At 73.1% G+C, this 25,564-nt stretch carries 15 protein-coding genes; 13 read left to right on the top strand and 2 right to left on the bottom strand.

Annotation, left to right across the window (positions count from 1 at the left end; translation table 11 throughout):
• Positions 1-129: 129 nt before the first annotated feature.
• The 13 genes from ACYVJ0_RS07475 to tuf all read left to right on the top strand — a co-directional run bounded on the left by ACYVJ0_RS07475 (position 130) and on the right by tuf (position 22,086).
• Positions 130-1,245: a serine/threonine-protein kinase gene (locus tag ACYVJ0_RS07475; protein WP_460817008.1), complete on the top strand. Its 1,116-nt coding sequence runs from the start codon at positions 130-132 to the stop codon at positions 1,243-1,245.
• Position 1,246: 1 nt separating this feature from the next.
• Complete coding sequence (locus tag ACYVJ0_RS07470) at positions 1,247-7,303, top strand: Ig-like domain-containing protein (RefSeq protein WP_460817006.1); 6,057 nt, start codon at positions 1,247-1,249, stop codon at positions 7,301-7,303.
• Between the two features lie 25 nt (positions 7,304-7,328).
• Positions 7,329-8,294, top strand: a complete 966-nt coding sequence (locus ACYVJ0_RS07465) for an AAA family ATPase (protein ID WP_460817004.1) — start codon at positions 7,329-7,331, stop codon at positions 8,292-8,294.
• A gap of 10 nt (positions 8,295-8,304) precedes the next feature.
• Complete coding sequence (locus ACYVJ0_RS07460; RefSeq protein ID WP_460817003.1) at positions 8,305-9,699, top strand: DUF58 domain-containing protein; 1,395 nt, start codon at positions 8,305-8,307, stop codon at positions 9,697-9,699.
• Complete coding sequence (locus tag ACYVJ0_RS07455) at positions 9,696-12,176, top strand: transglutaminase domain-containing protein (protein WP_460817001.1); 2,481 nt, start codon at positions 9,696-9,698, stop codon at positions 12,174-12,176. The genes ACYVJ0_RS07460 and ACYVJ0_RS07455 overlap by 4 nt, the downstream gene beginning before the upstream one ends.
• A gap of 23 nt (positions 12,177-12,199) precedes the next feature.
• Positions 12,200-13,600: a DUF5684 domain-containing protein gene (locus tag ACYVJ0_RS07450; RefSeq protein WP_460816999.1), complete on the top strand. Its 1,401-nt coding sequence runs from the start codon at positions 12,200-12,202 to the stop codon at positions 13,598-13,600.
• A complete protein-coding gene (locus ACYVJ0_RS07445) occupies positions 13,597-14,745 on the top strand; it encodes a hypothetical protein (RefSeq protein WP_460816997.1) in 1,149 nt (382 codons plus the stop codon). Before ACYVJ0_RS07450 ends, ACYVJ0_RS07445 begins: the two co-directional genes overlap by 4 nt.
• An 82-nt stretch (positions 14,746-14,827) precedes the next feature.
• On the top strand, positions 14,828-16,510 hold the full coding sequence (locus ACYVJ0_RS07440; protein ID WP_460816995.1) for a chymotrypsin family serine protease: 1,683 nt from the start codon (positions 14,828-14,830) through the stop codon (positions 16,508-16,510).
• 78 nt (positions 16,511-16,588) lie between these two features.
• The gene (locus tag ACYVJ0_RS07435) at positions 16,589-17,419 is read left to right on the top strand and encodes an SDR family oxidoreductase (RefSeq protein WP_460816993.1); all 831 of its coding nucleotides are present in this window, start codon (positions 16,589-16,591) and stop codon (positions 17,417-17,419) included.
• A 261-nt stretch (positions 17,420-17,680) separates the two neighbouring features.
• Entirely contained in the window at positions 17,681-18,049 is a 369-nt protein-coding gene (rpsL, locus tag ACYVJ0_RS07430; protein ID WP_449854577.1) for a 30S ribosomal protein S12, read from the top strand.
• A 5-nt stretch (positions 18,050-18,054) separates the two neighbouring features.
• Positions 18,055-18,525 (top strand): 30S ribosomal protein S7, encoded by a 471-nt coding sequence (rpsG, locus tag ACYVJ0_RS07425; RefSeq protein ID WP_067024837.1) that lies wholly within the window; start codon positions 18,055-18,057, stop codon positions 18,523-18,525.
• Positions 18,526-18,615: 90 nt separating this feature from the next.
• A complete protein-coding gene (fusA, locus tag ACYVJ0_RS07420; protein WP_460816991.1) occupies positions 18,616-20,730 on the top strand; it encodes an elongation factor G in 2,115 nt (704 codons plus the stop codon).
• Positions 20,731-20,892: 162 nt separating this feature from the next.
• Entirely contained in the window at positions 20,893-22,086 is a 1,194-nt protein-coding gene (gene tuf, locus ACYVJ0_RS07415; RefSeq protein ID WP_449854579.1) for an elongation factor Tu, read from the top strand.
• 132 nt (positions 22,087-22,218) lie between these two features.
• On the opposite strand, the gene ACYVJ0_RS07410 is transcribed toward tuf, so the two are convergent.
• Together ACYVJ0_RS07410 and ACYVJ0_RS07405 are read right to left on the bottom strand one after the other, a co-directional pair.
• Positions 22,219-24,159, bottom strand: a complete 1,941-nt coding sequence (locus tag ACYVJ0_RS07410; RefSeq protein ID WP_460816989.1) for an acyltransferase family protein — start codon at positions 24,157-24,159, stop codon at positions 22,219-22,221.
• Between the two features lie 40 nt (positions 24,160-24,199).
• Positions 24,200-25,504, bottom strand: coding sequence for a UDP-glucose dehydrogenase family protein (locus ACYVJ0_RS07405; protein WP_460816988.1), 1,305 nt, complete (start codon positions 25,502-25,504; stop codon positions 24,200-24,202).
• Between the last annotated feature and the right edge of the window lie 60 nt (positions 25,505-25,564).

Genomic DNA, 25,564 nt, shown 5'->3' with positions numbered 1-25,564 from the left:
CCGGGAACGCGGGGAGACCAGGGGATCGGCCGTGGCGGGGACACGCCCGGCGCGTTGCTACGATGGTCGAGCGCTGCCCGCCCTGCTCGGCGGGCCGCGGATCACGCACGCCGCCACGGGGGAGGACGATTGGCTGAGCGTCTGCCGGCCCAGCCGCCCGTGCTGCCGGGCCTGAACTACGTGCGCCCGCTCGGGTCCGGTGGCTTCGCCGACGTCTACCTCTACGGCCAGGACATGCCGCGCCGCGAGGTCGCCGTCAAGGTGCTGCCGGATTCGCTGCACACCTCCGAGCTCGTGCGCATGTTCAACTCCGAGATCGACGTGCTCGCGCGCCTGGCCACGCACCCGTCGATCGTCACGATCTACGACGCGGGCCTCGCGCCCGACGGCCGGCCGTACATCTCCATGGAGTACTGCCCCGCCTCGTACGCCAAGCGCTACCGCCAGGAGCGGATCCCCGTGCCGGAGGTGCTCGAGGTCGCCGTGAAGACCGCCAGTGCCCTCGAGACCGCCCACCGCACGGGCGTGATCCACCGCGACATCAAGCCGAGCAACATCCTCGTCACGGCGTTCGGCTCGCCCGTGCTCGCCGATTTCGGCATCTCGGCCTCGCTCACCGCCGCGGCGCGCGAGAGCATGGCGCTGTCGGTGCCGTGGTCGGCCCCCGAGGTCGTGCTGGAGCAGAGCAACGGCACGATCGCGAGCGAGGTGTGGGGGCTCGGCGCCACGATCTACTCCCTGCTGGCCGGGCGCAGCCCGTTCGAGCACGCGGAGCGCTCCGAGAACTCGCGCGAGCAGCTCACGCGGCGCATCGCGCGGGCGAAGTACGTCCCGGTCGGCCGCGACGATCTGCCCGTCGGCCTCGAGGCCGTGCTGCAGCGCGCCATGAGCCGCGAGCCCGGCCGCCGGCAGCCGAGCGCGCTGCAGTTCGCCGAGGAGATCCGCGTGGTGCAGGCCGGGGCGCGCCTCATCCCGACACCGCTCGAGGTGCGCGTGGACGAGTATCACCCGTCGGCGCCGCTGGACCTCGAGGACGACGGGGCGCGCTGGGCGCCGCGGCCGAACGTGGCCTACCCGTCCACGCGGAAGTACCAGCCGCGGGCCCCGCAGCACCGCGACGAGGACGACACGTTCACGGCGCCCTCGCGCCGTCGCCGTCGCACGTGGCCGTGGCTGCTCGTCGGCGGCGTCGCCCTCATGGCGCTGGGCGCCGCGGCCGCCGTGTGGTTCGGGACGGTGATCTGACATGCGCCGCGCGCTCTGGGGCTGGATCACCGCGGGGGTCGTCACCGCGCTGATCGTGACGCTCGCCGTCGTGTGGCCGGGGCTCGACGCCCAGCGCACGCCGAGCACCGAGCCGGGCGTGTGGGCGCTGCAGACGGGCGAGAACGTGCGCTACGCGCGCGTCAACACGGAGGTCCTCGAGCTCGACACCGTGCGGACCGTCTCGAACCCGTCCGGCATCGTCCAGTCCGAGCGGGGCGCGTTCCTCTTCGCGGAGAGCGACTCGCGGCTGCTCGAGATCGACACGGCGATGCCGATCGACTACGACGACGAGGCGCAGGCGACCGCCGACCGCACCCCCGGCGGCACCGTCGCGGTGGCGACGGCCGGCGAGTACGTGGCCTACCTCACCGACACCGGCACGGTGTTCGCCGGCGTGCTCGGCGAGGCCACGCTGCTCATCGAGCCGCACCCGGCCGAGGAGGACGAGTCGGAGGAGGGATCCGACGACGAGGGCTCTACCGCGCCGTCGTGGACGGCCGACGCGATCGCGATCGACGACGCGGGCGTGCTGTACGCCTACACCGCCGACGACTCGATCGTGACGCGCTACGACGTGGCGCAGCGGCGGCTCCTCGGCGAGGACGCCGCGCCGAGCGGGCTGACGAGCGAGGGACTCGAGCTGACCGCGGTCGACGGCACGTGGTTCCTCGTGGACGCGACGAGCGGTGAGATCTGGCGTCGCGGGCAGTCCGACGCCTTCCAGCCGGGCCTGGGCGGCGTCGTGGTGGCGGGTACGGCCACGGCGCGCGGGGAGTCGGCGTACCTCGCCGACGACCTCGGCCTCGTCGAGCTGCCCACGGGCGGCGAACCCCGCCGTGTGTTCGACGCCCCGGGCGGCGCACCGGCCGCGCCGCGGGTGTTCAACGGCGACGTGTACGCGGCCTGGCTCGACATCGCGGGCGGCACGATGTGGCGCATGCCCGTGTCGGGCGGGTCGGACGGCACGCAGATCTCGCTGGACTACGGGGGGCTCGAGCTGCCGGAGGAGCGCGAGCCCGTCTTCACGTCGTCGGGGTCGCGCATGATCCTGAACGAGACGCGATCCGGCTGGGTGTGGACGATGCCGGACGGCACGCTCGTGCCCTCCAGCCAGGAGTGGGAGCCGGAGGACGATCTCGAGGAGGAGACCGTCGAGACGCAGGAGCAGGCCGAGGTCGTGACCGACCCGCGGCCGCCCGTGGCGGAGGACGACGCCTTCGGCGTGCGCCCTGGCACGCTCGTGAGCCTGCCGGTGATGCTGAACGACCACGATCCCAACCAGGACGTGCTCACGATCATGGAGGGCTCCGTCTCGGGACTGCCCGAGGATTTCGGGCGGCTCGCGATCACCGACGACGGCGGGCGGATCACCGTGGACGTCGCACCGGATGCGACCGGATCGGCGACCTTCCAGTACCAGGTGATCGACGGCACGCAGGAGGGCGGCAGGGCGTCGGAGCCCGCCACCGTCACCCTCACCATGAGCGAGGGCAACCGCGCACCCGTCTGGTGCGGCGTGGAGGGGTGCCTGGCCGAGTGGCCGAGCCGCGAGGTGGCGCCGGGCGGCACGGTCACCGTCCCCGTGCTCGACGGCTGGGTCGACCCCGACGGCGACCCGGTCGTCCTGCTCGACGTCGCGAACCCCTCGGGCGAGGGCGCGGCGTCGGTGACGCCCGACGGCGACGTCGTCTACCAGCACAGCAACTCGTCGAGCGGATCGAGCACGGTCGAGCTGCACGTCACGGTCGCGGACACGCAGGGCGCCCAGACCACGCGCTCGCTCGCCGTGAAGGTCGACCCGAACCCGCAGCTGCACGCCGAGTCGTTCGCCGTGCTCGACTCCGTCGGCACCATCGCGGTCGACGTCGAGCCGCACGTCACGGGCACCGAGGGGCGCCTCTCCGTGGAGTCGGCGCGCGTGCTCGACAACGCCGACGCGACGGCCGTGCCCTCGGCGTTCGGCATCGGGTTCGACTTCACGGCCGACGAGGAGGGCATCTATCTCGTCCGCTACACCGTGACCGACGGCACGAGCTCGGCCGAGGCGACGGCGCGCATCACGCTGCTGCCCGAGGACGCGCCCGCGCAGCTCTCGGCAGCTCCCGTCACCGCGTTCGTGCATCAGGGCGCGGACGTCACGATCGACGTCATGCCGACGGTCACCAACCCCACGCGCCGCGTGCTCATGCTCAGCGAGCCGCAGGTGTCGCCCGCCGACGGCGCGACGCTGCAGGTCGACGTGGTCGGCCAGAGCGCGCTGCGGCTCACGGGGACCACGGCCGACGGCGAGGCGGGACTGCTCGGCACGGTGCGGTACACCGTGAGCGACGGCACGCTCGACGACGGCGCGCAGGTGGCGGGGGAGGCGAGCGTCTTCCTGCTCCCGCCGGCGTCCGATCTCTCGCCGATCGCCGTCGACGACTCGGTCGTCGTGCGCGCCGGCGCGCAGATCGACATCCCCGTGCTCGACAACGACGTGGCGCCGGCCGGTCGCTCGCTCATGCTCGACCCGTCGGCCGTGCAGTCGTCGACGGATCGCGCGCTCGCCTTCGCCGCCGGCTCCGTGATCCGCTACCTCGCGCCGAAGGAACCGGGCGACTACCGCATCGACTACTCTGTCTACGCCGCCGGCGCGCCCTCGCTCGCCGACTCCGCGGCGGTGACGGTCCGCGTCGTCGGCGAGGAGGAGAACCGGCCGCCGCAGCCGCACCGGCTCGAGGGCCGCGTGCTCGCCGGACAGAGCGTGGAGATCCCGCTGCAGCGCTTCGGCGCCGATCCGGATGGCGACACGGTGGAGCTGGATCGCATCCTCACCCAGCCCGATGTCGGCTCGGCGTCGATCTCGGCTGACGGCGAGTCGATCGTGTACCGGAGCGCGCCCGGCTCCTTCGGGCAGGTCTCGTTCACGTACCAGGTGGTCGACGGCCAGGGGCTGCCGGGGACGGGCCGCGTGCGCGTGGGCGTCATGGACGCCGAGGCCGACCCGCGACCCGTGCTGTACACCGACTACGTGCAGGTGCAGGGCGCCGAGGACGCCGAGGTGACGGTGACCCCGCTCGCGAACGACATCGACCCGCTCGGCGGCGAGCTGAGCCTCGAGAACGTCGTGCCGGACGTGCCCGCCACGCTCTCGGACGGCACGGAGAACCCGCGCCACGTCGAGCTGATGGACCGGCTGAGCGTGGAGGGCGACACCGTGCGGGTGCGGCCGGGGGCCGAGTTCGGCACGATCTCGTACCTGTACGACGTCGAGACCTCGGGCGGCAACTCCGCCCGCGGCCGGATCGTCGTGTACGTCACGCGCGAGCGCGTGCCCGACTACCCGGTCGTGAGCGACACGCGCCTCACGCTCGAGACGCGCGACCGCTTCGAGAACGGCGTCGACGTGGTCGACGGATCGGTGGCGTGGAGCGGCGGCTCGGTCGACGACCTCGAGCTGGCGCTGTGGGGCGAGCAGGAGGGCGTCGAGGTGTCGGGCAACCGCATCTCCGGCGAGCTCACGCCCGAGGCCCGAGTGATCCCCTTCCAGCTCACGGGCCAGAGCACGAGCGGCGACGACGTCGCGGGCTACGGCTTCCTGCGCGTGCCGGGCGATCGCGCCGCGCTGGCGGAGAAGGCCGACGCGCCGCCGATCGAGGTGCAGGAGGGCGAGTCGGTCGAGTTCGACATGCGCGACCGGGTCGCCACGCCGCGCGGGCGCACCCTCGAGGTCGGCAGCGAGGTGGCCACGAGCGGCGCCCGCACAGCCGCCACCTGCAGTGTGCGCGGATCGGTCATCACGTACGCCGCCGGCGACGGCGCGCCCTGGAGCGACGCCTGCGCCGTGCCGGTGCGCCTCGACGGCGACGAGGCCTGGACGGTGCTCTCGGTCGGCATCCGCGTCATCCCGAACGCCCCGCAGCCCGACCTGAAGGCCGCGGCCGTGACCGTGTCGCCGGGCGACACGGCGACGTTCGACCTGCAGCAGATGGTCACGTGGCCCGGCGGCCGCGTGGGCGACCCCGTGAGCTTCGGCTTCGAGTTCGGCGGATCCGCGCTGTCGGCGAGCGCGTCCGGCAGCACCGTGACCGTCACGGCGCACGACACCGCGCGCCCGGGCACGCAGGAGCGCGCCACCGTGACGAGCACGAGCCACGACGACGTCTCGCCCGCCTCGCTCACGTTCACGGTGGGCGACGCGCCGTCGCAGCTGCCGCGCGGCGGCACGGCCGAGCAGCTGTGCCGCACGACGCAGGGCGGGTCGTGCGACATCCAGGTGGTCGGCATCCCCGGCGAGACGAACCCGCTGCCCGGCACGCCGCTGCGCCTCGCGTCGGTGCAGTCCTCGCAGGCGTGCGCGGGCGTGTCGTTCTCGGTCGCGTCCGACACGCACGTGCGCGCGTCGTGGGCGCCCGGCACCCCCGGCGCCACGTGCCGCGCCCGCTTCGCGGTGCAGGACGCGCAGGGCCGCGTCTCGGGCGGCGAGGCGATGGGCACCGTGCTGCTCGACCTGCACGGCCTGCCGAACACCCCGGGTGGCGTGAACCAGATCGGGTACGACGACGGCCAGGTCATGCTGCGGGTCGACCCGGGCACCTCGCGCGCGGCGTACCCCGCCCTGCAGGGCTTCCGCGTGACGTGGAACGGCCAGGAGGTCGCCACGTGCTCGGCCGACGGCGCCTGCCCGGTCATCAACGCCCCCAACGGCGAGCAGCGCGACTACGTGGTGCGCGCGTTCAACTCCACGGGCGAGTCGGAGGGCTCGGTCCAGACGAGGGCCTGGGCGTTCCGCCCGCCGGCCGCGCCGCGCGACGTGCAGTGGCGGCCGAGCGAGCCGCCCTCGCGGCAGGCGGCGTACGGCTGGGGTGGGACGCTCGTCGACATCGACATCGAGGTGGCCGAGCCGCAGCAGACAGGCACTCTCGAGATCCGCAGCGCCGCCGCGACGACCACCGTGGACGTGAACGGACGCGCACGGGTGCGCGTCGAGGACTTCAACGTCGGATCGAACAACCCGACCGACGTGACGATCACGCCCATCTCGATCCACGAGATCCCCGCCGGTCTCGCCGGTGTGAAGACCGGCGAGTCGGTCACGCGCCAGATGTTCGGCGTCGGCGCGCCCACGGGGCTGACGTTCACGAGGGCCGACGCGACGAACGTGGGCAACGGCCAGGCGCGCATCGATGTCGCCGCGTGGGCCCAGCCGGGCGGCCCGTCGTCCTCCGTGCAGGTCCAGTACGGATTCTCGATGGACCCGTGGCGCTGCGAGCCGACCTCCTCGTCCGCGGCGACGTCGTTCACGGTCCAGGACGGCGTGGAGTACGGCATCTACGCGTGCGCGCGCTCGGTGTACAACGGCACGGAGTTCGGAACCACATCCACGGACACCAAGGTGCGAGCAGTGCAGAACCCGGCCCCACCCGAGGGCGCGACGTTCGAGGTGGGGCGCAATGCGTCGGCCATCGACGGCAACGACACCTCCCGCGTGACCGCGAGCTGGAGCATCGTCGACACGGACGACCCGACGAGCCCAGCGCCCGCGCGCAACTACGCGGAATGGGAGAACACGAGCAGCGCGGAGTACGGGCGCGATCCCGGCCTTCGTGTGCGCTGGGTCCACGAGGACTGGCGGACCGCCTCTGAGTGGGCCACGGCGAAGCCGCGCGCGGGCTCCGCACCGTACCAACTGCGAGCACAGGTGTCGATCAGCGGGTCATGCGTCGGCGGCGGCGCGCCTCCGACGCTCACCACCGCGGGAAGCACGACGCTGGATGGCGCCGATCCGACGCTCGAGCGTGTCGAGCCCACGTACTACAAGTGGACCGACGGGCTCGTCTTCGACCGGTGGGAGGAGGTGCGGCCCGGCGCCGACGGCATGGTTCCCGCCGAGGCGCAGCGCGTCGAGTTCCACCCCCGCGTGGGCTGGAACGGCGCCTACGGACTGAACCACACGGGCAACGACATCACCCTGCGCGCCGAATGCACCCCGACCCAGACCACGCCGCCCGAGGGCGAGACCGGCGGAGAGACCGGCGGCGGAGAAACGACCCCGTGAGCACCACCCGAGAAGAAGGACACGCATGACGATCACGCAGGAGCAGGCGACCTGGTTCGCCCAGACGTTCGCGCAGCTCGCCGACAACGTCGAGCGGTCCGTGCTGGGCAAGCGCCACGTCGTGGAGCTGGTGCTCACCGCGATGCTGAGCGACGGCCACGTGCTGCTGGAGGACGTGCCGGGCACGGGCAAGACCTCGCTCGCGCGGGCGCTGGCGCAGACGGTGAGCGGCACGAACACGCGCATCCAGTTCACCCCCGACCTGCTGCCCGGCGACATCACGGGCATGACGGTGTACGACCAGAAGACGGGCGAGTTCGACTTCCACCCCGGCCCGATCTTCGCGAACATCGTGCTCGCCGACGAGATCAACCGCGCCTCGCCCAAGACGCAGTCGGCGCTGCTCGAGGTGATGGAGGAGGGCAAGGTCACGGTCGACGGCATCACCCGCCCCGTCGGCGAGCCGTTCCTCGTCATCGCCACGCAGAACCCCGTGGAGCAGGCGGGCACGTACCGCCTGCCCGAGGCGCAGCTGGACCGCTTCCTCATGAAGACGTCGCTCGGCTACCCCGACCACGCCGCCACCGTGCGCATCATCGGCGGCGCCGCGACGGCGACGGCCGACCTCGCGGCGATCATCGCGCCGCAGGCGATGGTGGGCATGGCGGCGCTGGCGCGCACGGTGTACGTCGACGCGCTCGTGCTCGACTACATCGCGCGCGTGGTCGAGGCCACGCGCACGGCCGAGCAGGTGCGCCTGGGCGTCAGCATCCGCGGCGCGCTCGCGCTCACGCGCGCGGCCCGCACGCGCGCCGCCTCGCAGGGCCGCACCTACGCGGTGCCCGACGACGTCAAGGCGCTCGCGGGGCCCGTGCTCTCGCACCGCCTCATCCTGCAGCCCGAGGCCGAGTTCGACGGCGTCACGGCCGAGGCCGTGATCGGGCAGGTGCTGCTCTCGGTGGCGCCGCCGGTGGACCAGCCCGCGGCCTGATCCCGAGTCCATGGCACAGACCCGCAGCCGCACCCGCGCCCCCTCGTCGACCGCGTCGCGCACGTCGACGAGCTGGGGCCGCACGCGCACGCGCACGATCGGCCGCACGACCGCGACGACGAGGGGACGGTCCAATCCGATCGTCACCGCCGTGTCGTGGTCGGCGATCGGGGCGCGGCGCGCGGGTGTCGTGGTGCGCGCCGCGCGCGACTGGTGCCTCGAGGTCATCACACCGGCCGGCTGGCTCGTCGTCGTCGCCGCCCTCGCCGGGACGGCGGTCGGCTGGGCGCTGGGCTGGGTGGAGTGGCTCGTCGCCGGTCTCGCCGGCGTCGCCCTCATCGCCGTGACGGTGCCCTTCCTGTTCGGCAGCCGCGCGCACGATGTCAGCGTGAAGGTCGATCGCGACCGCGTGGTGGCGGGCGGCTCGGCCTCGGCCGAGGTGATCGTGCGCAACTCCGGATCGCGCGCGACGCTGCCGGGCCGCATCGAGCTGCCCGTCGGAGACGGCCTCATCGAGGTGGACGTGCCGTTCCTGCGCGCCGGCCACGAGTCGACGCAGAACCTCGAGATCCCCACGCCCCGCCGCGGCATCATCCAGATCGGTCCCGCCGTCGAGGTCCGCTCCGATCCCGTCGGCCTGTTCCGTCGCGAGCGGGCATGGGACGACCGGCACGAGCTGTACGTGCACCCGCGCATCGAGGCGGTGCCCACGACCAGCGCCGGTCTCATCCGCGACCTCGAGGGCCAGCCGTCGCGGCGCGTCGTCGACTCCGACATCTCGTTCCACGCCATCCGCGAGTACGTGCCGGGCGACAGCCGCCGCCACGTGCACTGGAAGTCGACGGCGAAGACCGGCCGGCTCATGGTGCGCCAGTACGAGGAGACGCTGCGCTCCCGCACGGCCGTGATCCTCAGCGTCGACCCCGCCGACTACCTCGACGCCGACGAGTTCGAGCTGGGCGTGAGCGCGGCCGCCTCGCTCGGCGTGCGCGTGCTGCACGACGGCCGCGACCTCGAGGTCGTCACGGGCGTGGAGCTGCCGCCGGTGGTGCCGCGCGGCATGACGGTCGTGGAGCGGATCCCGGCGGTCAGTCCGCGCACGATGCTCGACGGCTTCTCGGGCGTCGACGTCCGGCCCCGCGCGACGCCCATCGAGCAGATCGGCGATGTCATCGCGGAGGACGACGAGGCCGTCTCTCTCGCCTTCCTCGTGGTCGGATCCGTCATGCCGCTGCGACGCCTGCAGCGGGCGGCCCTCGCGTTCCCCTCCGACACGGCCGTCATCGCCGTGCTGTGCGACGAGCACGCCCGGCCGCGGCTGCAGGGCGTGACGGGCCTCACGACGGTCACCATCGCCGCGATCCAGGACCTCGGCGGGCTCCTCGTGAAGGGCGGGCAGTCGTGAGCGCCGGACCCGGGGCGCCCCAGGCGCCGGGCGCCGTCGCGTGGGGCGGCGCCGACCGCTCCCTCGGCGGCCGGATGCGCGAGCTGGCCTCGGCCGAGAGCGTCGCGGCGCTCGCCTGGCTCACCGCGATGACGGCGCTGGCGGGCTTCGCCGCCTGGCCGATCTACGAGGGCGGCGGGTACGTCGCCGTCGTGGCCGTCGGCTTCGTCGTCGCGCTCGCCCTCGCCGTGGCCGCCCGCGCGTGGCGCCTGCCGGGCTGGGTCACGGCCCTCGCGGCCGTCGGCGCGGTGATCGCCCTCGGCGTGGCCTTCGCCGTGCCCGGCCGGTGGGCCTCGCCCACGCCGTTCCCCGGCGTGCTCACCGACGCCGTGCAGGGCGCGGTGCTGGGCTGGAAGGACCTGCTCACCGTCGAGCTGCCCGTCGCCGAGTACCGCAACCTGCTCATGCCCGCCGTCGTCGTGTTCGTCGTCGGGCCGCTGCTGGCCGCGCTCGCGGCGCTCGCCGGGCGGGCGGGAATGGCCGTCGCCGCGGCGGTCGGCACCGCCTCGTTCGGCCTGCTGTTCGGCCACACCGTCGCGAGCGCGCCGCTGCCGCTCGGCGCGATCACGGTGCCCGCCCCGCGCGAGCTCGCCCTCGGCCTGCTCGCCCTCCTGCTGTCGGTGGCGTGGCTGTCGTGGCGGGCGGGCAGCGCGCGCCGCCGTGCCCTGTCGCAGGCGGCCGAGCGCAGCGGGGTGCGGCTGCGCAGGCGCTCGCCGTGGAGCGCCGTCCGGCGCATCGCCGTGACCGCCGCCCTCGTCGCCCTCGCGTTCGGCACCGCAGGCGTCGCCGCGCCCGCGGCCGTCGAGAGCCGCGAGCGGATGGTGCCCCGCGCGGGGACCGGTCCGGAGCTGGCGATGCGCGAGGCGGTGAGCCCGCTCTCGGAATACCGCGCGGTGTTCGCCGACGGGGCGTACGAGCAGGAGCTGTTCCGCGTGACCGGATCGGACCTGCCCGAGCGCATCCGGATCGCCTCGCTCACCTCGTACGACGGCGAGACGTACCGGGCGCTCGATCCCCAGTCCGAGGCGGACGACGACCTGTTCGTCCGCGTGCCCTCGTGGGGCGCCGCCAGCGGCACGAGCGCGCGGATCGAGGTCGGCGCGCTCCACGGCATCTGGCTCCCCACCTTCGGCGAGGTCTCGCGGATCGAGTTCGAGGGGGAGCGCGCCTCGACGCTGGCCGACGGGCTCTACTACAGCAAGGCGTCGGCGGGCGCCGTGCAGACGGCCCGCATCGAGCAGGGCACCGCGTACACGGTGGTGGCGCAGGAGGCGTGGGCGCCGCTGGCCGAGCTGACGTCGCCGCGCCGCAGCCCCGCCGTGCCGATCCCCGATTCGGTCGCCACGTGGGTGGAGCGCAACGACATCACGGCCGACGGTGCCGGGCTCGAGAACGCGGTGAGCCTGCTGCGCGAGCGCGGCTACCTCAGCCACGCCCTGCGCCTGGACGAGGACGCGGACCAGCCGCAGTGGATGGCCGACCTCGGCGACGGGTACCGCTTCCGCCCCAGCGAGTCCGGGCACTCGCTCGCCCGCATCGACGCGCTCTTCAACGACCTCATCGAGGCCGAGTCGACCCTGCGCGAGTCCACCGCCGCGGCGGTCGGCGACGACGAGCAGTTCGCGGTGGCCGCGTCGCTCGTGGCGCAGCAGCTCGGCTACCCCACCCGCGTGGTCGTCGGCACCCGCCTGCAGGCCGAGGAGGGGCTGCCGGCGTGCGAGGAGGGCGTGTGCCGGGGCGCCGATCTGGCCGTGTGGCTCGAGGTGCAGGGCGCGTCGGGCGCGTGGGCGGCGATCGATGCCACCCCGCAGTGGGAGGAGCAGCTCGACATCGAGGAGCAGCAGCTCCAGGATCCGAAGGTGCCGACGCAGGTGCGCCCCGACGATGCGAGCGAGATCCAACCTCCCGATCCGATGCAGCAGAGGGCGCAGGACAGCGACGAGCAGGATCGCGGCGCGGGCGACGAGGCGCTCTGGGCCGTCGCGCGCGGGGTGGGCATCGGCCTGCTCGCGGCGCTGCTGGCGCTCGGGCCGTTCCTCGTCGTGATCATCGCGAAGGCGGTGCGGCGCTCCGGTCGCCGGGCCGCAGCCGCGCCGGTGCAGCGCATCGAGGGCGGCTGGGAGGAGTACGTCGACACCGCCGTGGACCACGGGCTGCCGGGGCAGGGCGCGCGCACGCGCTCCGAGCTGGCGGCGCTGTACGCCACGCCGAACGCCGGCGCGCTCGCCGCCGTCGCCGACCGCGCGGTGTTCTCGCGCGGCGACATCGCCCCGGACGAGGCCGACCGGTTCTGGCAGATCGTGCACGAGGAGCGCAAGGCGCTCGGCGCCGGCAGGTCGTGGTGGGCCCGGCTGCTCGCCGCGGTCTCGCTGCGGTCGTTCTTCGGCGGGACGGGCAGTTCTCCCCGTGGCGGCGCCGGGCGCGGCGACGTAGCGTGAGCCTCGGGGTACGGGAGGTCGGAATGGGCGACGTCACGCCGTGGGTCATCGCGGCGGTTCCGCTTGTGCTCATCGCGCTCGTCTGGTTCTGCGCCGCGCTCGCCCAGCTGTTCGAGAAGGCCGGAGAGGCCGGATGGCAGGCGTGGGTGCCGGTGCGCGGCGCGGCCGTCTTCCTGCGGCTGGGCGGCTTCCGCGCGTGGTGGCTGCTGCTCGCGCTCCTGCCCGTGCTGGGGTGGATCGCCCTCGTGGTGCTGGCCGTCGTCTCGGCCCACCGCATCGGCCGCGTGCTCGGCTACGGCCCCGGCATGACGGTGCTCGCCGTGCTCGTGCCCCCCGTGTGGCTGAGCATCGCGGGCTGGGGCGCCGCCCGGTACGCGGGGAGCGAGCATCCCGCTGTGCGGCGCCTGCGCGCGCGTGTGGCCTCGCGCCGCCGCTCCGCCGAGCCGGACGGGCCGTGGCCGTTCGGCGACACCCCGTCGGGCGCGCGCGTCGGCGCGCCGAGGCCCGGTGTGGCCATGCCCTCCTCCTCCGGCCCGAGCGCCGCGCCTCGCCCCGTCCCGAGCGCCCCACACGCGACGCCGGCCGCCGCGCCGCCCGCGCCGTCCGTCGCGCCACCGATGCCTGTGGCCGCGCCTCCGGCGCCGGTCGCCGCCGCGCCCCCGCCCTCGGTGCGCGCGCTGTCCCTCGTCGCTCCGGGCTTCGCGCCGCGCCCCGAGCGCGAGCCGCTGCGCCCCGCCTCGTCGTTCGCCGGGCGCGCGGCCCCCGCGGCCGACATCCCGCGCGAGACCACCGCGGGCGATGTGCTGCCGCGAGACGTCGTGCGGCCGGCGATGCGCTCCGGATCGCGGGATCCCGAGGTTCCCGCGGCCATCTGGGCCCGGCTGGAGGGGCGCTCGCCTTCCGATCGCGCCCCCGCGAAGGCCGCCCCCGCCGACGCCGCGCCGCTCCCGCCGCGCCCCCCGATCCCCGCGGCGCGGTCCGCCGCACCCGCGTCCAACCTCGTGGCGCTGCCGCCGCGCCCGCCGCTGCCCGCGCCCGCCGGCGAGCCCCTCACGGTCGAGGCGATGCTGCACGCCGACACCACGGAACGCGGCGTGCGGTTCCGCCTCGTCCTCGACGGCGGTGAGACGATCGACCTGAACCGCAGCGTCGTGATCGTGGGACGCAATCCGTCGTCCGATCCCGAGTACCCGGAGGCGCAGCTCGTGCGCCTGCAGGACGGCACGCGCACGCTGTCGAAGACGCACGCGCGCATCGAACGGCGCGAGGACGGATGGATCGTGGTGGACCTGGGCTCGACGAACGGCGTGTTCGTCGTCGACATCGACGGCAGCGAGTACGACACGACCCCGGGCGCGCCCGCCCGCGTGCCGGAGCGTCTCGTGCTGGGCACCGTCGAGCTGCGCGTGGCGGGGGCGGCGTGAGCGCGCGCGACGAGCGGCCGGACGACGGCGCGGACGAGCAGACGCGGCTGGTGCGCCGGCCCGCGGACCCGCAGCCGGCCGTGGACGAGGCGACGCGTGCGGTGACGCGCCGGCCCACGGATCCGGGCGTGGATGAGGCGACGCGGGTGGTGACGCGCGGGCCCGTGGCGGCGGATCCGGGCGTCGACGACGCGACCCGCATGGTGCCGAGGCGCGACGCCGCGCCGGTCGCGGAGTCGCCGGCGGACGAGGCGACGCGGGTGGTGGCCCGCGGCACCGCGGAGTCGCCGGTGGACGATGCGACGCGGGTCGTCGCGCGCCGAGATCCCGCCGCCGACGAGACCCGCGCCGCGCGCCGGCGCCGGGCGCTCGCGCAGGGCGGCGACGCGCCGCAGGAGCCGGTCGCCCCGCCGCAGGAGCCGGTCGCCCCGCCGCAGGAGCCGGTCGACGACGCGACGCGGCTCGTCCGGAGGGCCCCGCGCCCGGCCGTCGAGCCCGCCGCGGCGCCCGCGCCCGAGGGCCTCGACGAGGCCACGCGCATGGTGGCCAGGCGCACCGCCGACGACCCGCTGCCCGCCGACGATCCGCTGCCCGACGAGGGCACGCGCATCGTGGTGAAGGGCGCGCCTGCCGACGAGGCGACGCGGATCGTGCGGCGGCCGCCGGAGGACGAGGCCACGCGCCTCACGCGTCCGTCGCCGCGACGCGACGACGACGGCGAGCCCGTGGTGCCCCCGTCGCCGCACCGCGAGTCGGTGCGGGTGCCGGACGCCGCATCCGCCGACGACACCCGCCTGCTCGTGCGGCCCGCGGGCGCGGGGGAGCACACGGCCTTCGAGGCGCCCACGACGTGGGCCACGCGCACCACGCCCGGGGTGATCGCGCCGGAGTGGGCGCCCGTGCTCGAGCTCGACCTGCGCGACGAGGCCGCCGATCCCTCGCGCATGATCGAGGACGTGCCGGCGCCGCTGCGCGCGAGCGGCTGGGATCGCGACGTCGCCACCGTCCGCGACATCGACGCCGATGCGCAGCTGCGCGCGGCCCGGCGCGTGCGCCGCCGCCGCGCCTCGATCGTGGTGAGCGCCATGGCGATCGTCGTCGCGGCGTCGGCCGCGGGGCTCGCGGCGCTGATCGCCACCCTCTGAGGCGGCGGGCCCGCGTGCGGGCCGCCGGCGGCGATCGATTACGCTCGGTGCGGCGCATGTGCGCGGGGTGAGGGGAGAGCCGATGATCGCTCGACGCGCGACGGGTGCCGCCGCGGCGGCCGTGCTGACGCTCGCCCTGGCGTGCCTCTCCGTGCCGGCCGCGGCGGTCGCGCCGGGCTCATCCGCGCCGTCCGCGCCCGTCGCCACGGCGACCCCTGGTCCGACGACCCCGTCGGCGAGCGGCGCGGACGAGGCGCCCGCCGGAGCCGCCGATCCGGATGCCGGCGTCGGCCCCGCGGAGGCGCCGGGTGCCGGCGACGCGGATCGTGCCGTCCCCTCCGATCCGGAACCTTCCGATCCGGAACCTTCCGATCCGGGCCGCGCGGATCCGGCCACGGACGCCGGCGCTGCCGAGGCGACGCCGTCCGCCCCCGACGCGGGCGACGCAGGGCCCGCGGGTGCCGACGCGCTCGCGTCGTCGCTGCTCGCCGCCGATCCCGCCGTGCACGCCGTGGTCCCCGACGGCGCCGGCGGCACGATCGTCTTCGCCACGGCCGCCGAGCTCGCGGCGCACACCCGGGCCGTCATCGAGAGCGAGGGCCTCGCGCTGAGCGACATCGGCGCGCCGCTGCGCGCCGAGGCGGCGGGGGACGTGGTCGGCGGCGCCGGCTACGCGCTCGAGCTGGCCGGCGGAAGCCTGGCGTGCTCCATCGGCTTCAGCGCGTGGACGCCGGAGGGCGGCGACGCCGTGATCACCGCCGGGCACTGCGCCGGCGGGGTCGCGGGGCAGGACGCCTGGCTCACGCGCCCCTCGCAGGACGGCGGCGCGACCTACGAGCGGTGGCTCCCGCTCGGCACGGTCGCGTTCGCGCAGTTCGGCCTGCCGGGCGATCCGGCGGGGCGCACCGGAGCGCTCGACAGCATCGACATCGCCGCGATCGACGTCGACCCCGCCGCGGGGCTCACGCTCCGCCCCGCCGTGACCGACTGGACCACGGCCGCCGCCGACGATCTCGCGGCGTCCACGACGCCGATCACGCGCATCGGGCAGGCGCACGACGGGCTCGCCGTCGCGAAGAGCGGGCGCACGACGGGCGTGACGACCGGCACGGTGCAGGGCGGGATCGGCTGGGCGCGGGTCGGCTCGTCGATCGTGCACGGATTCATGACGACCCTCCCCGCCGGCGACGGCGACTCCGGCGGGGCCGTCTACGCCGGCGACGCCGCGCTCGGCGTGGTCTCGGGCGGCAACACCGAGTACACGTGGGTGGCCGACCTCGGCAACGCGCTGGAGCAGACCGGCGGGTACACGCTGCGGCTCGACCTGGCCGAGCCGGCGGTGTCCGCACCCGCCGACCTGGGCGCCGTGCCCGCCGGATCCGCGCTGACGGGCACCGCGCACCCGGGCGCGATGCTGCGGATCGAGTTCGCCGCCGCCGAGACGGCCGCAGGCGGGCCGGCGCCGGCAGTGCAGGAGGTGCCCGTGGGCGCCGACGGCGCCTGGAGCTGGATGGCCCCGAGCGAGCCGGGCAGCTACACGCTGCGGCTCACCTCGCGCGACGGCTACAACGCCTCGGACCCCACCCAGGTGCGCATCGCCGTCTACGCCGCGGCGGAGGTGGCCGCGCTCGACGACTGCACGCCGGGGGAGGACTGCCTGGCCACCACGGGCGCCGCCGTGACGGGCCCGCTGGCCGCCGCCGGAGCGCTCTTCGCGCTCGCCGTGCCGCTGCTGTGGGCCTCCCGCCGCCGCGCCGCCCGATGAAGCGACCACCCCAACCCGCGGCACTCGCCCCTGGCGGCGCCCCGTAGGCTGAAGGCGTTTCACGACGAAGGGACGAGGATGACCCTGGCAGGCAAGACCATTCTGATGTCGGGCGGGAGCCGAGGCATCGGCCTCGCGATCGCGCTGCGCGCCGCGCGCGACGGAGCCAACGTGGCGCTGCTCGCGAAGACCGACCAGCCGCACCCGAAGCTCGAGGGCACCGTGCACACGGCGGCCGAGCGGATCCGCGAGGCGGGCGGGCAGGCGCTGCCGATCGTCGGCGACGTGCGCAGCGACGACGACATCGCCGAGGCGGTGCTGAAGACCCAGGGCGAGTTCGGCGGCATCGACATCGTCGTGAACAACGCCTCGGTGCTCGACCTGTCGCGCACGCTCGACGTCACGGCGAAGAAGTACGACCTCATGCAGGACGTGAACGTGCGCGGCACCTTCATGCTCTCGCGGGCCGCGCTGCCGATCCTGAAGGAGGCGCCGAACCCGCACATCCTGTCGCTGTCGCCGCCGCTCACGCTCACGCCGCGGTGGCTCGGCGCCCACACGGCGTACACGATGGCGAAGTACGGCATGACGATGGCCACGCTCGGCATCGCCGCGGAGTTCGCGCCCGACGGCGTGGCGGCGAACTGCCTGTGGCCCCGCACGACGATCGCCACCGCAGCCGTGCAGTACGGGCTGGGCGGCGACCGGATGATGGCGGCCAGCCGCACGCCCGAGATCTACGCGGACGCGGCGCACGAGGTGCTCACCCGCCCCGCGCGGGAGTACACGGGTCAGACGCTCATCGTCGAGGACGTCCTGGAGGCCGCCGGCGTCACCGACTTCTCGGGCTACGCGGCCGTGCCCGGCACGCCCGACGAGGCGCTGTTCCCCGACATCTTCCTCGACTGACGAGGCGGATCAGGCGCCGACCCGCCCGCGTTTGCCCTTATCACGTCGGGGCGCGTACCATAGTGAAGTGCGTGCTTCCGCGCGCCCTCGTGTCGTGTCTCGGCACAGCGAGACGGGCGGAGCGTCGCACAGGGACAGGACTGCGAACAGTCCACCCCCACGGCATACCCACCATCACGATTCCTCCGGTCATCCGGTGTCTCGGTGGGTCTGCGTGAAACTCACGCGCTGTCACCGTGCAGCACTGAAACAGGAGAGAACGTGCCAACCATTCAGCAGTTGGTTCGCAAGGGCCGCAAGCCGAAGGTCACCAAGACCAAGGCTCCCGCGCTCAAGGCGAACCCGCAGCAGGCGGGTGTCTGCACCCGCGTCTACACGACCACGCCCAAGAAGCCGAACTCGGCCATGCGCAAGGTCGCCCGTGTCAAGCTCCGCAACGGCACCGAGGTCACCGCCTACATCCCCGGCGAGGGCCACAACCTGCAGGAGCACTCGCTCGTGCTCGTCCGCGGTGGTCGTGTGAAGGACCTCCCCGGTGTCCGCTACAAGATCGTCCGCGGTGCGCTCGACACCCAGGCCGTCAAGAACCGTAAGCAGGCTCGCAGCCGCTACGGCGCGAAGAAGGGCTGAGACCAATGCCTCGTAAGGGACCCGCCCCGAAGCGCCCCGTCGTCAACGACCCGGTCTACGGCGCACCCATCGTCACGCAGCTCGTGAACAAGATCCTCGTCGACGGCAAGAAGTCGATCGCCGAGGCCATCGTCTACAACGCCCTCCGCGGCGTCGAGGCGAAGAACGGCCAGGACGCCGTCGCCACGCTCAAGAAGGCGCTCGACAACGTCCGCCCCACCCTCGAGGTCCGCAGCCGCCGCGTCGGCGGCTCGACCTACCAGGTGCCGGTCGAGGTCAAGCCGCACCGCGCGAACACCCTCGCGCTGCGCTGGCTCGTGAGCTACGCCAAGGGCCGTCGCGAGAAGACGATGACCGAGCGTCTGATGAACGAGATCCTCGACGCCTCCAACGGCCTCGGCGCCGCCGTGAAGCGCCGCGAGGACACGCACAAGATGGCCGAGTCGAACAAGGCCTTCGCGCACTACCGCTGGTAACCAGCTATTCACGCCGGTTCCGGATGATCGGAACGTCGGTCATCCGGAACCGGCTCTCAGATTCACCTGCGACAACGTAAGGAAACGCCCGTGGCACAGGAAGTGCTCACCGACCTCAAGAAGGTCCGCAACATCGGCATCATGGCGCACATCGATGCCGGCAAGACGACGACGACCGAGCGCATCCTGTTCTACACGGGCGTCAACCACAAGATCGGCGAGACCCACGACGGTGGCGCGACGACCGACTGGATGGAGCAGGAGCAGGAGCGTGGCATCACGATCACGTCCGCTGCTGTGACGTGCTTCTGGGACAAGAACCAGATCAACATCATCGACACGCCCGGCCACGTGGACTTCACGGTCGAGGTCGAGCGCTCGCTTCGCGTGCTCGACGGCGCCGTTGCGGTCTTCGACGGCAAGGAGGGGGTGGAGCCGCAGTCGGAGACGGTGTGGCGCCAGGCCGACAAGTACAACGTGCCCCGCATCTGCTTCGTCAACAAGATGGACAAGCTGGGCGCCGACTTCTACTTCACGGTCGACACCATCATCAACCGCCTGAAGGCGACGCCGCTGGTCCTCCAGCTGCCGATCGGCGCCGAGAACGACTTCGTCGGCGTGATCGACCTCGTCGAGATGAACGCCAAGGTGTGGCCCGGCGACGCCAAGGGCGACGTGACGATGGGCGCCAAGTACGAGACGACCGAGATCCCGGCCGAGCTCGCCGACCGTGCTGCCGAGTACCGCACCAAGCTGCTCGAGGCCGTCGCCGAGACCGACGACGCGCTGCTCGAGAAGTACTTCGGCGGCGAGGAGCTCACGATCGACGAGATCAAGAGCGGCATCCGCAAGCTCACGATCGCGGGCGACGCGTACCCCGTGCTCTGCGGCTCGGCGTTCAAGAACCGCGGCGTGCAGCCCATGCTCGACGCGGTCGTCGACTACCTCCCCTCGCCCCTGGACGTGCCCGCCATCGAGGCGCACGACCCGAAGGACGAGGAGAAGATCATCGAGCGTCACGCGAGCGCCGAGGAGCCCTTCGCGGCCCTCGCGTTCAAGGTCGTCTCGCACCCGTTCTTCGGCCGCCTCACCTACATCCGCGTGTACTCGGGTCACCTCGACTCGGGCGCGCAGGTGATCAACTCGACCAAGGGCAAGAAGGAGCGCATCGGGAAGATCTTCCAGATGCACGCCAACAAGGAGAACCCGGTCGACTCGGTCACCGCCGGTCACATCTACGCGGTCATCGGCCTCAAGGACACGACGACGGGCGACACGCTGTGCGACCCGGACCACCAGGTCGTGCTCGAGTCGATGACGTTCCCGGAGCCGGTCATCGAGGTCGCGATCGAGCCCAAGACGAAGGCCGACCAGGAGAAGCTGGGTCTCGCGATCCAGAAGCTCGCGGAGGAGGACCCGACGTTCCGCGTCGAGAACAACCCCGAGACCGGTCAGACCACCGTCAAGGGCATGGGCGAGCTGCACCTCGACATCCTCGTGGACCGCATGAAGCGCGAGTTCAAGGTCGAGGCGAACGTCGGCAAGCCGCAGGTCGCGTACCGCGAGACGATCCGGAAGGTCGTCGAGCGCCACGACTACACCCACAAGAAGCAGACGGGTGGATCGGGTCAGTTCGCCAAGATCCAGTTCAAGCTGGAGCCCCTCGAGGTCACGGCGGACAAGACCTACGAGTTCGTCAACGAGGTCACCGGTGGGCGCATCCCGCGCGAGTACATCGAGCCGACCAACCAGGGCTTCCAGGACGCCATGAACGTCGGCGTGCTCGCCGGCTACCCCATGGTGGGCGTGAAGGCCACCCTGGTCGACGGTGCCTCGCACGACGTCGACTCGTCGGAGATGGCGTTCAAGATCGCCGGTTCGATGGGCTTCAAGGAGGCCGTCCGCAAGGCGAACCCGGTTCTCCTCGAGCCGCTCATGGCCGTCGAGGTCCGCACGCCCGAGGAGTACATGGGCGACGTCATCGGCGACCTGAACTCGCGCCGCGGTCAGGTGCAGTCGATGGAGGACGCCCAGGGCGTCAAGGTCGTCAAGGCCCTCGTGCCGCTGTCGAGCATGTTCGGCTACATCGGTGACCTGCGCTCGAAGACCTCGGGCCGCGCCGTCTACTCGATGGAGTTCGACAGCTACGCCGAGGTCCCCAAGGCCGTGGCCGACGAGATCATCCAGAAGGGCAAGGGCGAGTAACGCGCCCGAGCCCCCACGGTTCGGCGGGGCCGCGCACGTCGCGGCCCCGCCACCCAAAACTTCACACAGAATCTCTCTACTAGACTGAGAACCATCCCCGTTGCAGGCCGGTCGCAAACCGGTGCCCGGCGCTGTGACAACGACCGTCCTGAGGAGGACCCAGTGGCTAAGGCCAAGTTCGAGCGGACCAAGCCGCACGTGAACATCGGAACGATCGGTCACGTCGACCACGGCAAGACGACGCTCACCGCCGCGATCTCGAAGGTGCTCGCGGACAAGTACCCGTCGGACGTGAACGTCGTGCGCGACTTCGGCTCGATCGACTCGGCCCCCGAGGAGCGTCAGCGCGGCATCACGATCAACATCTCGCACGTCGAGTACGAGACGCCCAAGCGTCACTACGCGCACGTCGACGCCCCGGGTCACGCCGACTACATCAAGAACATGATCACGGGTGCCGCGCAGATGGACGGCGCGATCCTCGTGGTCGCGGCGACCGACGGTCCCATGGCTCAGACGCGTGAGCACGTGCTGCTCGCCAAGCAGGTCGGCGTGCCCTACCTGCTCGTCGCGCTGAACAAGGCCGACATGGTCGACGACGAGGAGATCCTGGAGCTCGTCGAGCTCGAGGTGCGCGAGCTGCTCTCGTCGCAGGACTTCGACGGCGACAACGCTCCCGTCGTGCGCGTCTCGGGCCTGAAGGCTCTCGAGGGCGACGAGAAGTGGACGCAGTCGATCCTCGACCTGATGGACGCGGTCGACGAGAACATCCCCGACCCCGTGCGTGACAAGGACAAGCCGTTCCTCATGCCGATCGAGGACGTCTTCACGATCACCGGTCGTGGCACCGTCGTGACGGGTCGCGCCGAGCGCGGCACGCTCGCGATCAACTCCGAGGTCGAGATCGTCGGCATCCGCCCGACGCAGAAGACCACGGTCACGGGTATCGAGATGTTCCACAAGCAGCTCGACGAGGCCTGGGCCGGCGAGAACTGCGGTCTGCTGCTCCGCGGCCTCAAGCGCGAGGACGTCGAGCGCGGCCAGGTCGTCGTGAAGCCGGGTTCGGTCACGCCGCACACGAACTTCGAGGGCACGGCGTACATCCTCTCGAAGGACGAGGGTGGCCGTCACAACCCCTTCTACACGAACTACCGCCCGCAGTTCTACTTCCGCACCACGGACGTCACCGGCGTCATCACGCTGCCCGAGGGCACCGAGATGGTCATGCCCGGCGACACCACGGACATGACGGTCGAGCTCATCCAGCCGATCGCCATGGAGGAGGGCCTCGGCTTCGCGATCCGTGAGGGTGGCCGCACCGTCGGCGCCGGCACGGTGACCAAGATCATCAAGTAAGCACCGCTTACACGCAGGCGGGGTCGCACCTTCGGGTGCGGCCCCGCTTTCGCGTTCCCGGGCGGCCGTGCGTGCGCTCGGGAGCGACGGGCCGCCGTGCGTGGCCGGCGGGCGGGCTCGCGGAGGCGGGGATCAGCGGAACAGCGCGACGACGTCGGGATCGCGGGCCAGCTCGTCGCCGATGGCGGCGGCGCCGGGCCCCGTGAGGTGCGTGGAGTCGTACATCATGAGGTCGGCGAGGTCCCCGCTCGCCGACGGCCGGCACTCGCCCGCCGAGCACATCGCGTCCCAGCGCTCCAGGTACCGGCCGCCGGCCGCCTCGGTCACCCGGGCGTACGCGTCGTCGACATCGTGCTCGATCCTGAGCTCGTCGTGCAGCACGCGCCCGAGGTCGTCGGCGCTGTTGTGGCGCAGCACGATCTGCCACACCGGGTCGCGGAACTGCGGGCCCGCGCCCAGCACGACGACCTCGGGGCCCAGGTCGCTCAGCCACGCCACGGTCCGGCCGAATCGCTCCTCGGCGCCGGGATCGAGGCGCATCGCCACGACGATCACGTCGAGCTCGGGCGCCATCCGCTCGAGCTCCGCGAAGCGCTCGCCGTTCAGCTCGGGGCACTGCTCATAGACGTAGTCCGACTCGGGCATCTCGCGCAGGGGCGGGCAGCCCGGGTGCGAGGCGATGAGGAAGTTCGCCTCGGGGGCGATGCGCGCCGCGACGTTGAGCCCGTCCGGACCGAACGAATCGCCCAGGACGAGCACGTTGCGCACGTCGTCGCGGGGCTCGCCGCACACCGCGCCGTCCGCGCCCGCGCACAGGTCGCGAGACAGGGCGAACCGCCCGTCGTCCACGCCGTCGGACGTGAGCGCCGCGACGGCACGCACCTCCGGCGCGTATCGGGCCGGCTCCGACGCGTACGCCGCCGCACCCAGCCCCGCGCCGGCGGTGACGACGGCGGCGCCCAGCACCGGCGCCGCCAGCCGGCCGAACCGCCGCCACGCGACCGCCGCGCTCTCGCGGGTTCCCGTCCCGTGCACGCGCAGCGGGCGCTCGATGAAGCGGTACATCGCCTCGGCGAGCAGCACCATGAGCGCCAGCAGGCCGAGGGTCACCGGCAGCGTCACCCTGTCCGTGAGCTCCCTGGCGTAGACGAGCACGGGCCAGTGCACGAGGTAGAGGCTGTACGAGCGCAGGCCGATGTAGCGCATCACGGGGTTGCTGAGGGCGCCGTCGAGGATCGCCGGCCGCCGGGCCGCGATCACGAGAGCGGTGCCCACGGTCGGCACGAGCGCCGCGAGCCCGGGGAAGGCCGTGCCCGCCTCGTCGAAGGCGAGCACGGCCCACACGATGAGCGCGATGCCGGCCAGCCACGCTCCCGCCCGCGCCGCTCCCACCGCGCGCGTGGGCCGCCACTCGACGCGGTCCAGCCACACGCACATCGCGCCCAGGGCGAACTCGAAGGTGCGGAAAGGCGTGAGGTAGAACGCCGCCTCGGGCCATTCGTCCGTGGCCCACGCCGTCACGGCGACGGAGACGATGGTGAGGGCGACGACGATCGGCAGGGCGAAGCGCCGCAGCCGCGTGGCGACGAGCGCCACGAGCAGGAGCGGCCACACGAGGTAGAACTGCTCCTCGGCGCTGAGCGACCACATGTGCAGCAGCGGCTGGTTCTCGGACTCGGGCGCCCAGTAGCCGGATCCCAGCCAGAAGTGGATGTTCGCCACCGAGACCGCCGACGCCGCCGCCGACTCCGCGATCTCGGCGATCCGGAACGGCGGCAGGAGGACCGCGGCGGCGACGGTCGTGAGGACCGCCGTCGCGAGGGCCGCCGGGAGCAGCCGCCGCACGCGCCGCAGATAGAACTCCACGAACGAGAACGAGCCCCGCCGCGTGCCGTCGACCACCTGCCGCGTGATGAGGTAGCCGGAGATGACGAAGAACACATCGACGCCGACGTAGCCGCCCGGCAGGGCGGTGGCGCCGGCGTGGAAGAGCACGACCGCGGCGACCGCGACGGCCCGCAGCCCCTCGATGTCGGGCCGGTAGCCCGATGCCTGTCGTGCGTCTGTGGCCATCGCCCCGGTCGTCGTCAGCCCGCGCTCCCGCCGGTCGCCGTCAGCTGCGACCCATCCCGGTGTACGTCCAGCCCGCCGCGCGCCACGCCTCGGGATCGAGCACGTTCCGCCCGTCGAACACGAACGGCCGCGTCACCTTCGCCGCGGTCTCGGCGGGGTCGAGGGACCGGAACTGCTGCCACTCCGTGACGACCGTCACGGCCTCCGCGCCCTGCAGCGCCGCGTCGAGCGAGTCGGCGTAGGCCAGCTGCGGGTGCATCCGCCGGGCGTTGTCCATCGCCTCCGGGTCGTACGAGACGACCTCGGCGCCGAGGCCCTTGAGGCGCACGGCCACGTCCAGAGCGGGCGAGTCGCGGATGTCGTCGCTGTCGGGCTTGAACGCGAGCCCCAGCACGGCCACGCGGTGGCCGTACACCTGCCCGTCGAACGAGTCGACGACGAGGTCGACCAGGCGCTGCCGGCGGCGCAGGTTGATCTCGTCGATCTCGCGCAGGAACGCCAGCGACTCGCCGCGCCCGAGCTCGTCGGCGCGCGCCGCGAACGCGCGGATGTCCTTGGGCAGGCACCCGCCGCCGAAGCCGACCCCGGCGTTCAGGAAGCGCCGCCCGATGCGCGCGTCGTAGCCGATCGCGTCGGCGAGCTGGGTCACGTCCGCGCCCGTGACCTCCGCGATCTCCGCCATCGCGTTGATGAACGAGATCTTCGTGGCCAGGAAGGAGTTCGCGGAGATCTTCACGAGCTCGGCCGTCGGCTGGTTCATCACGAGCCGCGGGGTGCCCTTGGCGAGGATCGAGGCGTACACCTCGTCGAGCAGGGCCACATCCGCCTCCCCGGTCTCCTCGGTGACGCCGTACACGAGGCGATCCGGATCCACCGTGTCACTGACGGCATGGCCCTCACGCAGGAACTCGGGGTTCCACGCCAGGTGCGCGCCGGTCTCGCGGATCTCCTCGGTCAGCCGCGCGGCCGTGCCGACCGGCACGGTCGACTTGCCGGCCACGAGCGATCCGGAGGCCAGATGCGGCTTCAGCGAGGCGATGGCGGCGTCGACGTAGGTGAGGTCGGCGGCGCCGGTGTCCTTGCGCTGCGGCGTGCCGACGCCGAGGAAGTGCACGCGGGCGTCGGCGGCCGCAGCGAAGCTCGTCGAGAAGCTGAGCCGACCGGAGTCGATGCCCGCCTTCAGGATGTCGGCCAGTCCGGGCTCGAAGAACGGCGTCTCGCCCGCCGAGAGCTTCGCCACCTTCGCCTCGTCCACGTCGATGCCGATCACGTCGTGCCCCAGCGATGCCATGGCCGCCGCGTGTACCGCACCGAGGTAACCGCACCCGATGACCGAGATCCTCACACCATTCTCCTTCGTCAAGCCGTTCTCGTCCGGCGAGCACGCGCGCAACCGGGGGCCGAT

This window comes from Microbacterium petrolearium (assembly GCF_054782875.1).
This window is presented reverse-complemented; position numbering and strand designations above follow the sequence as displayed.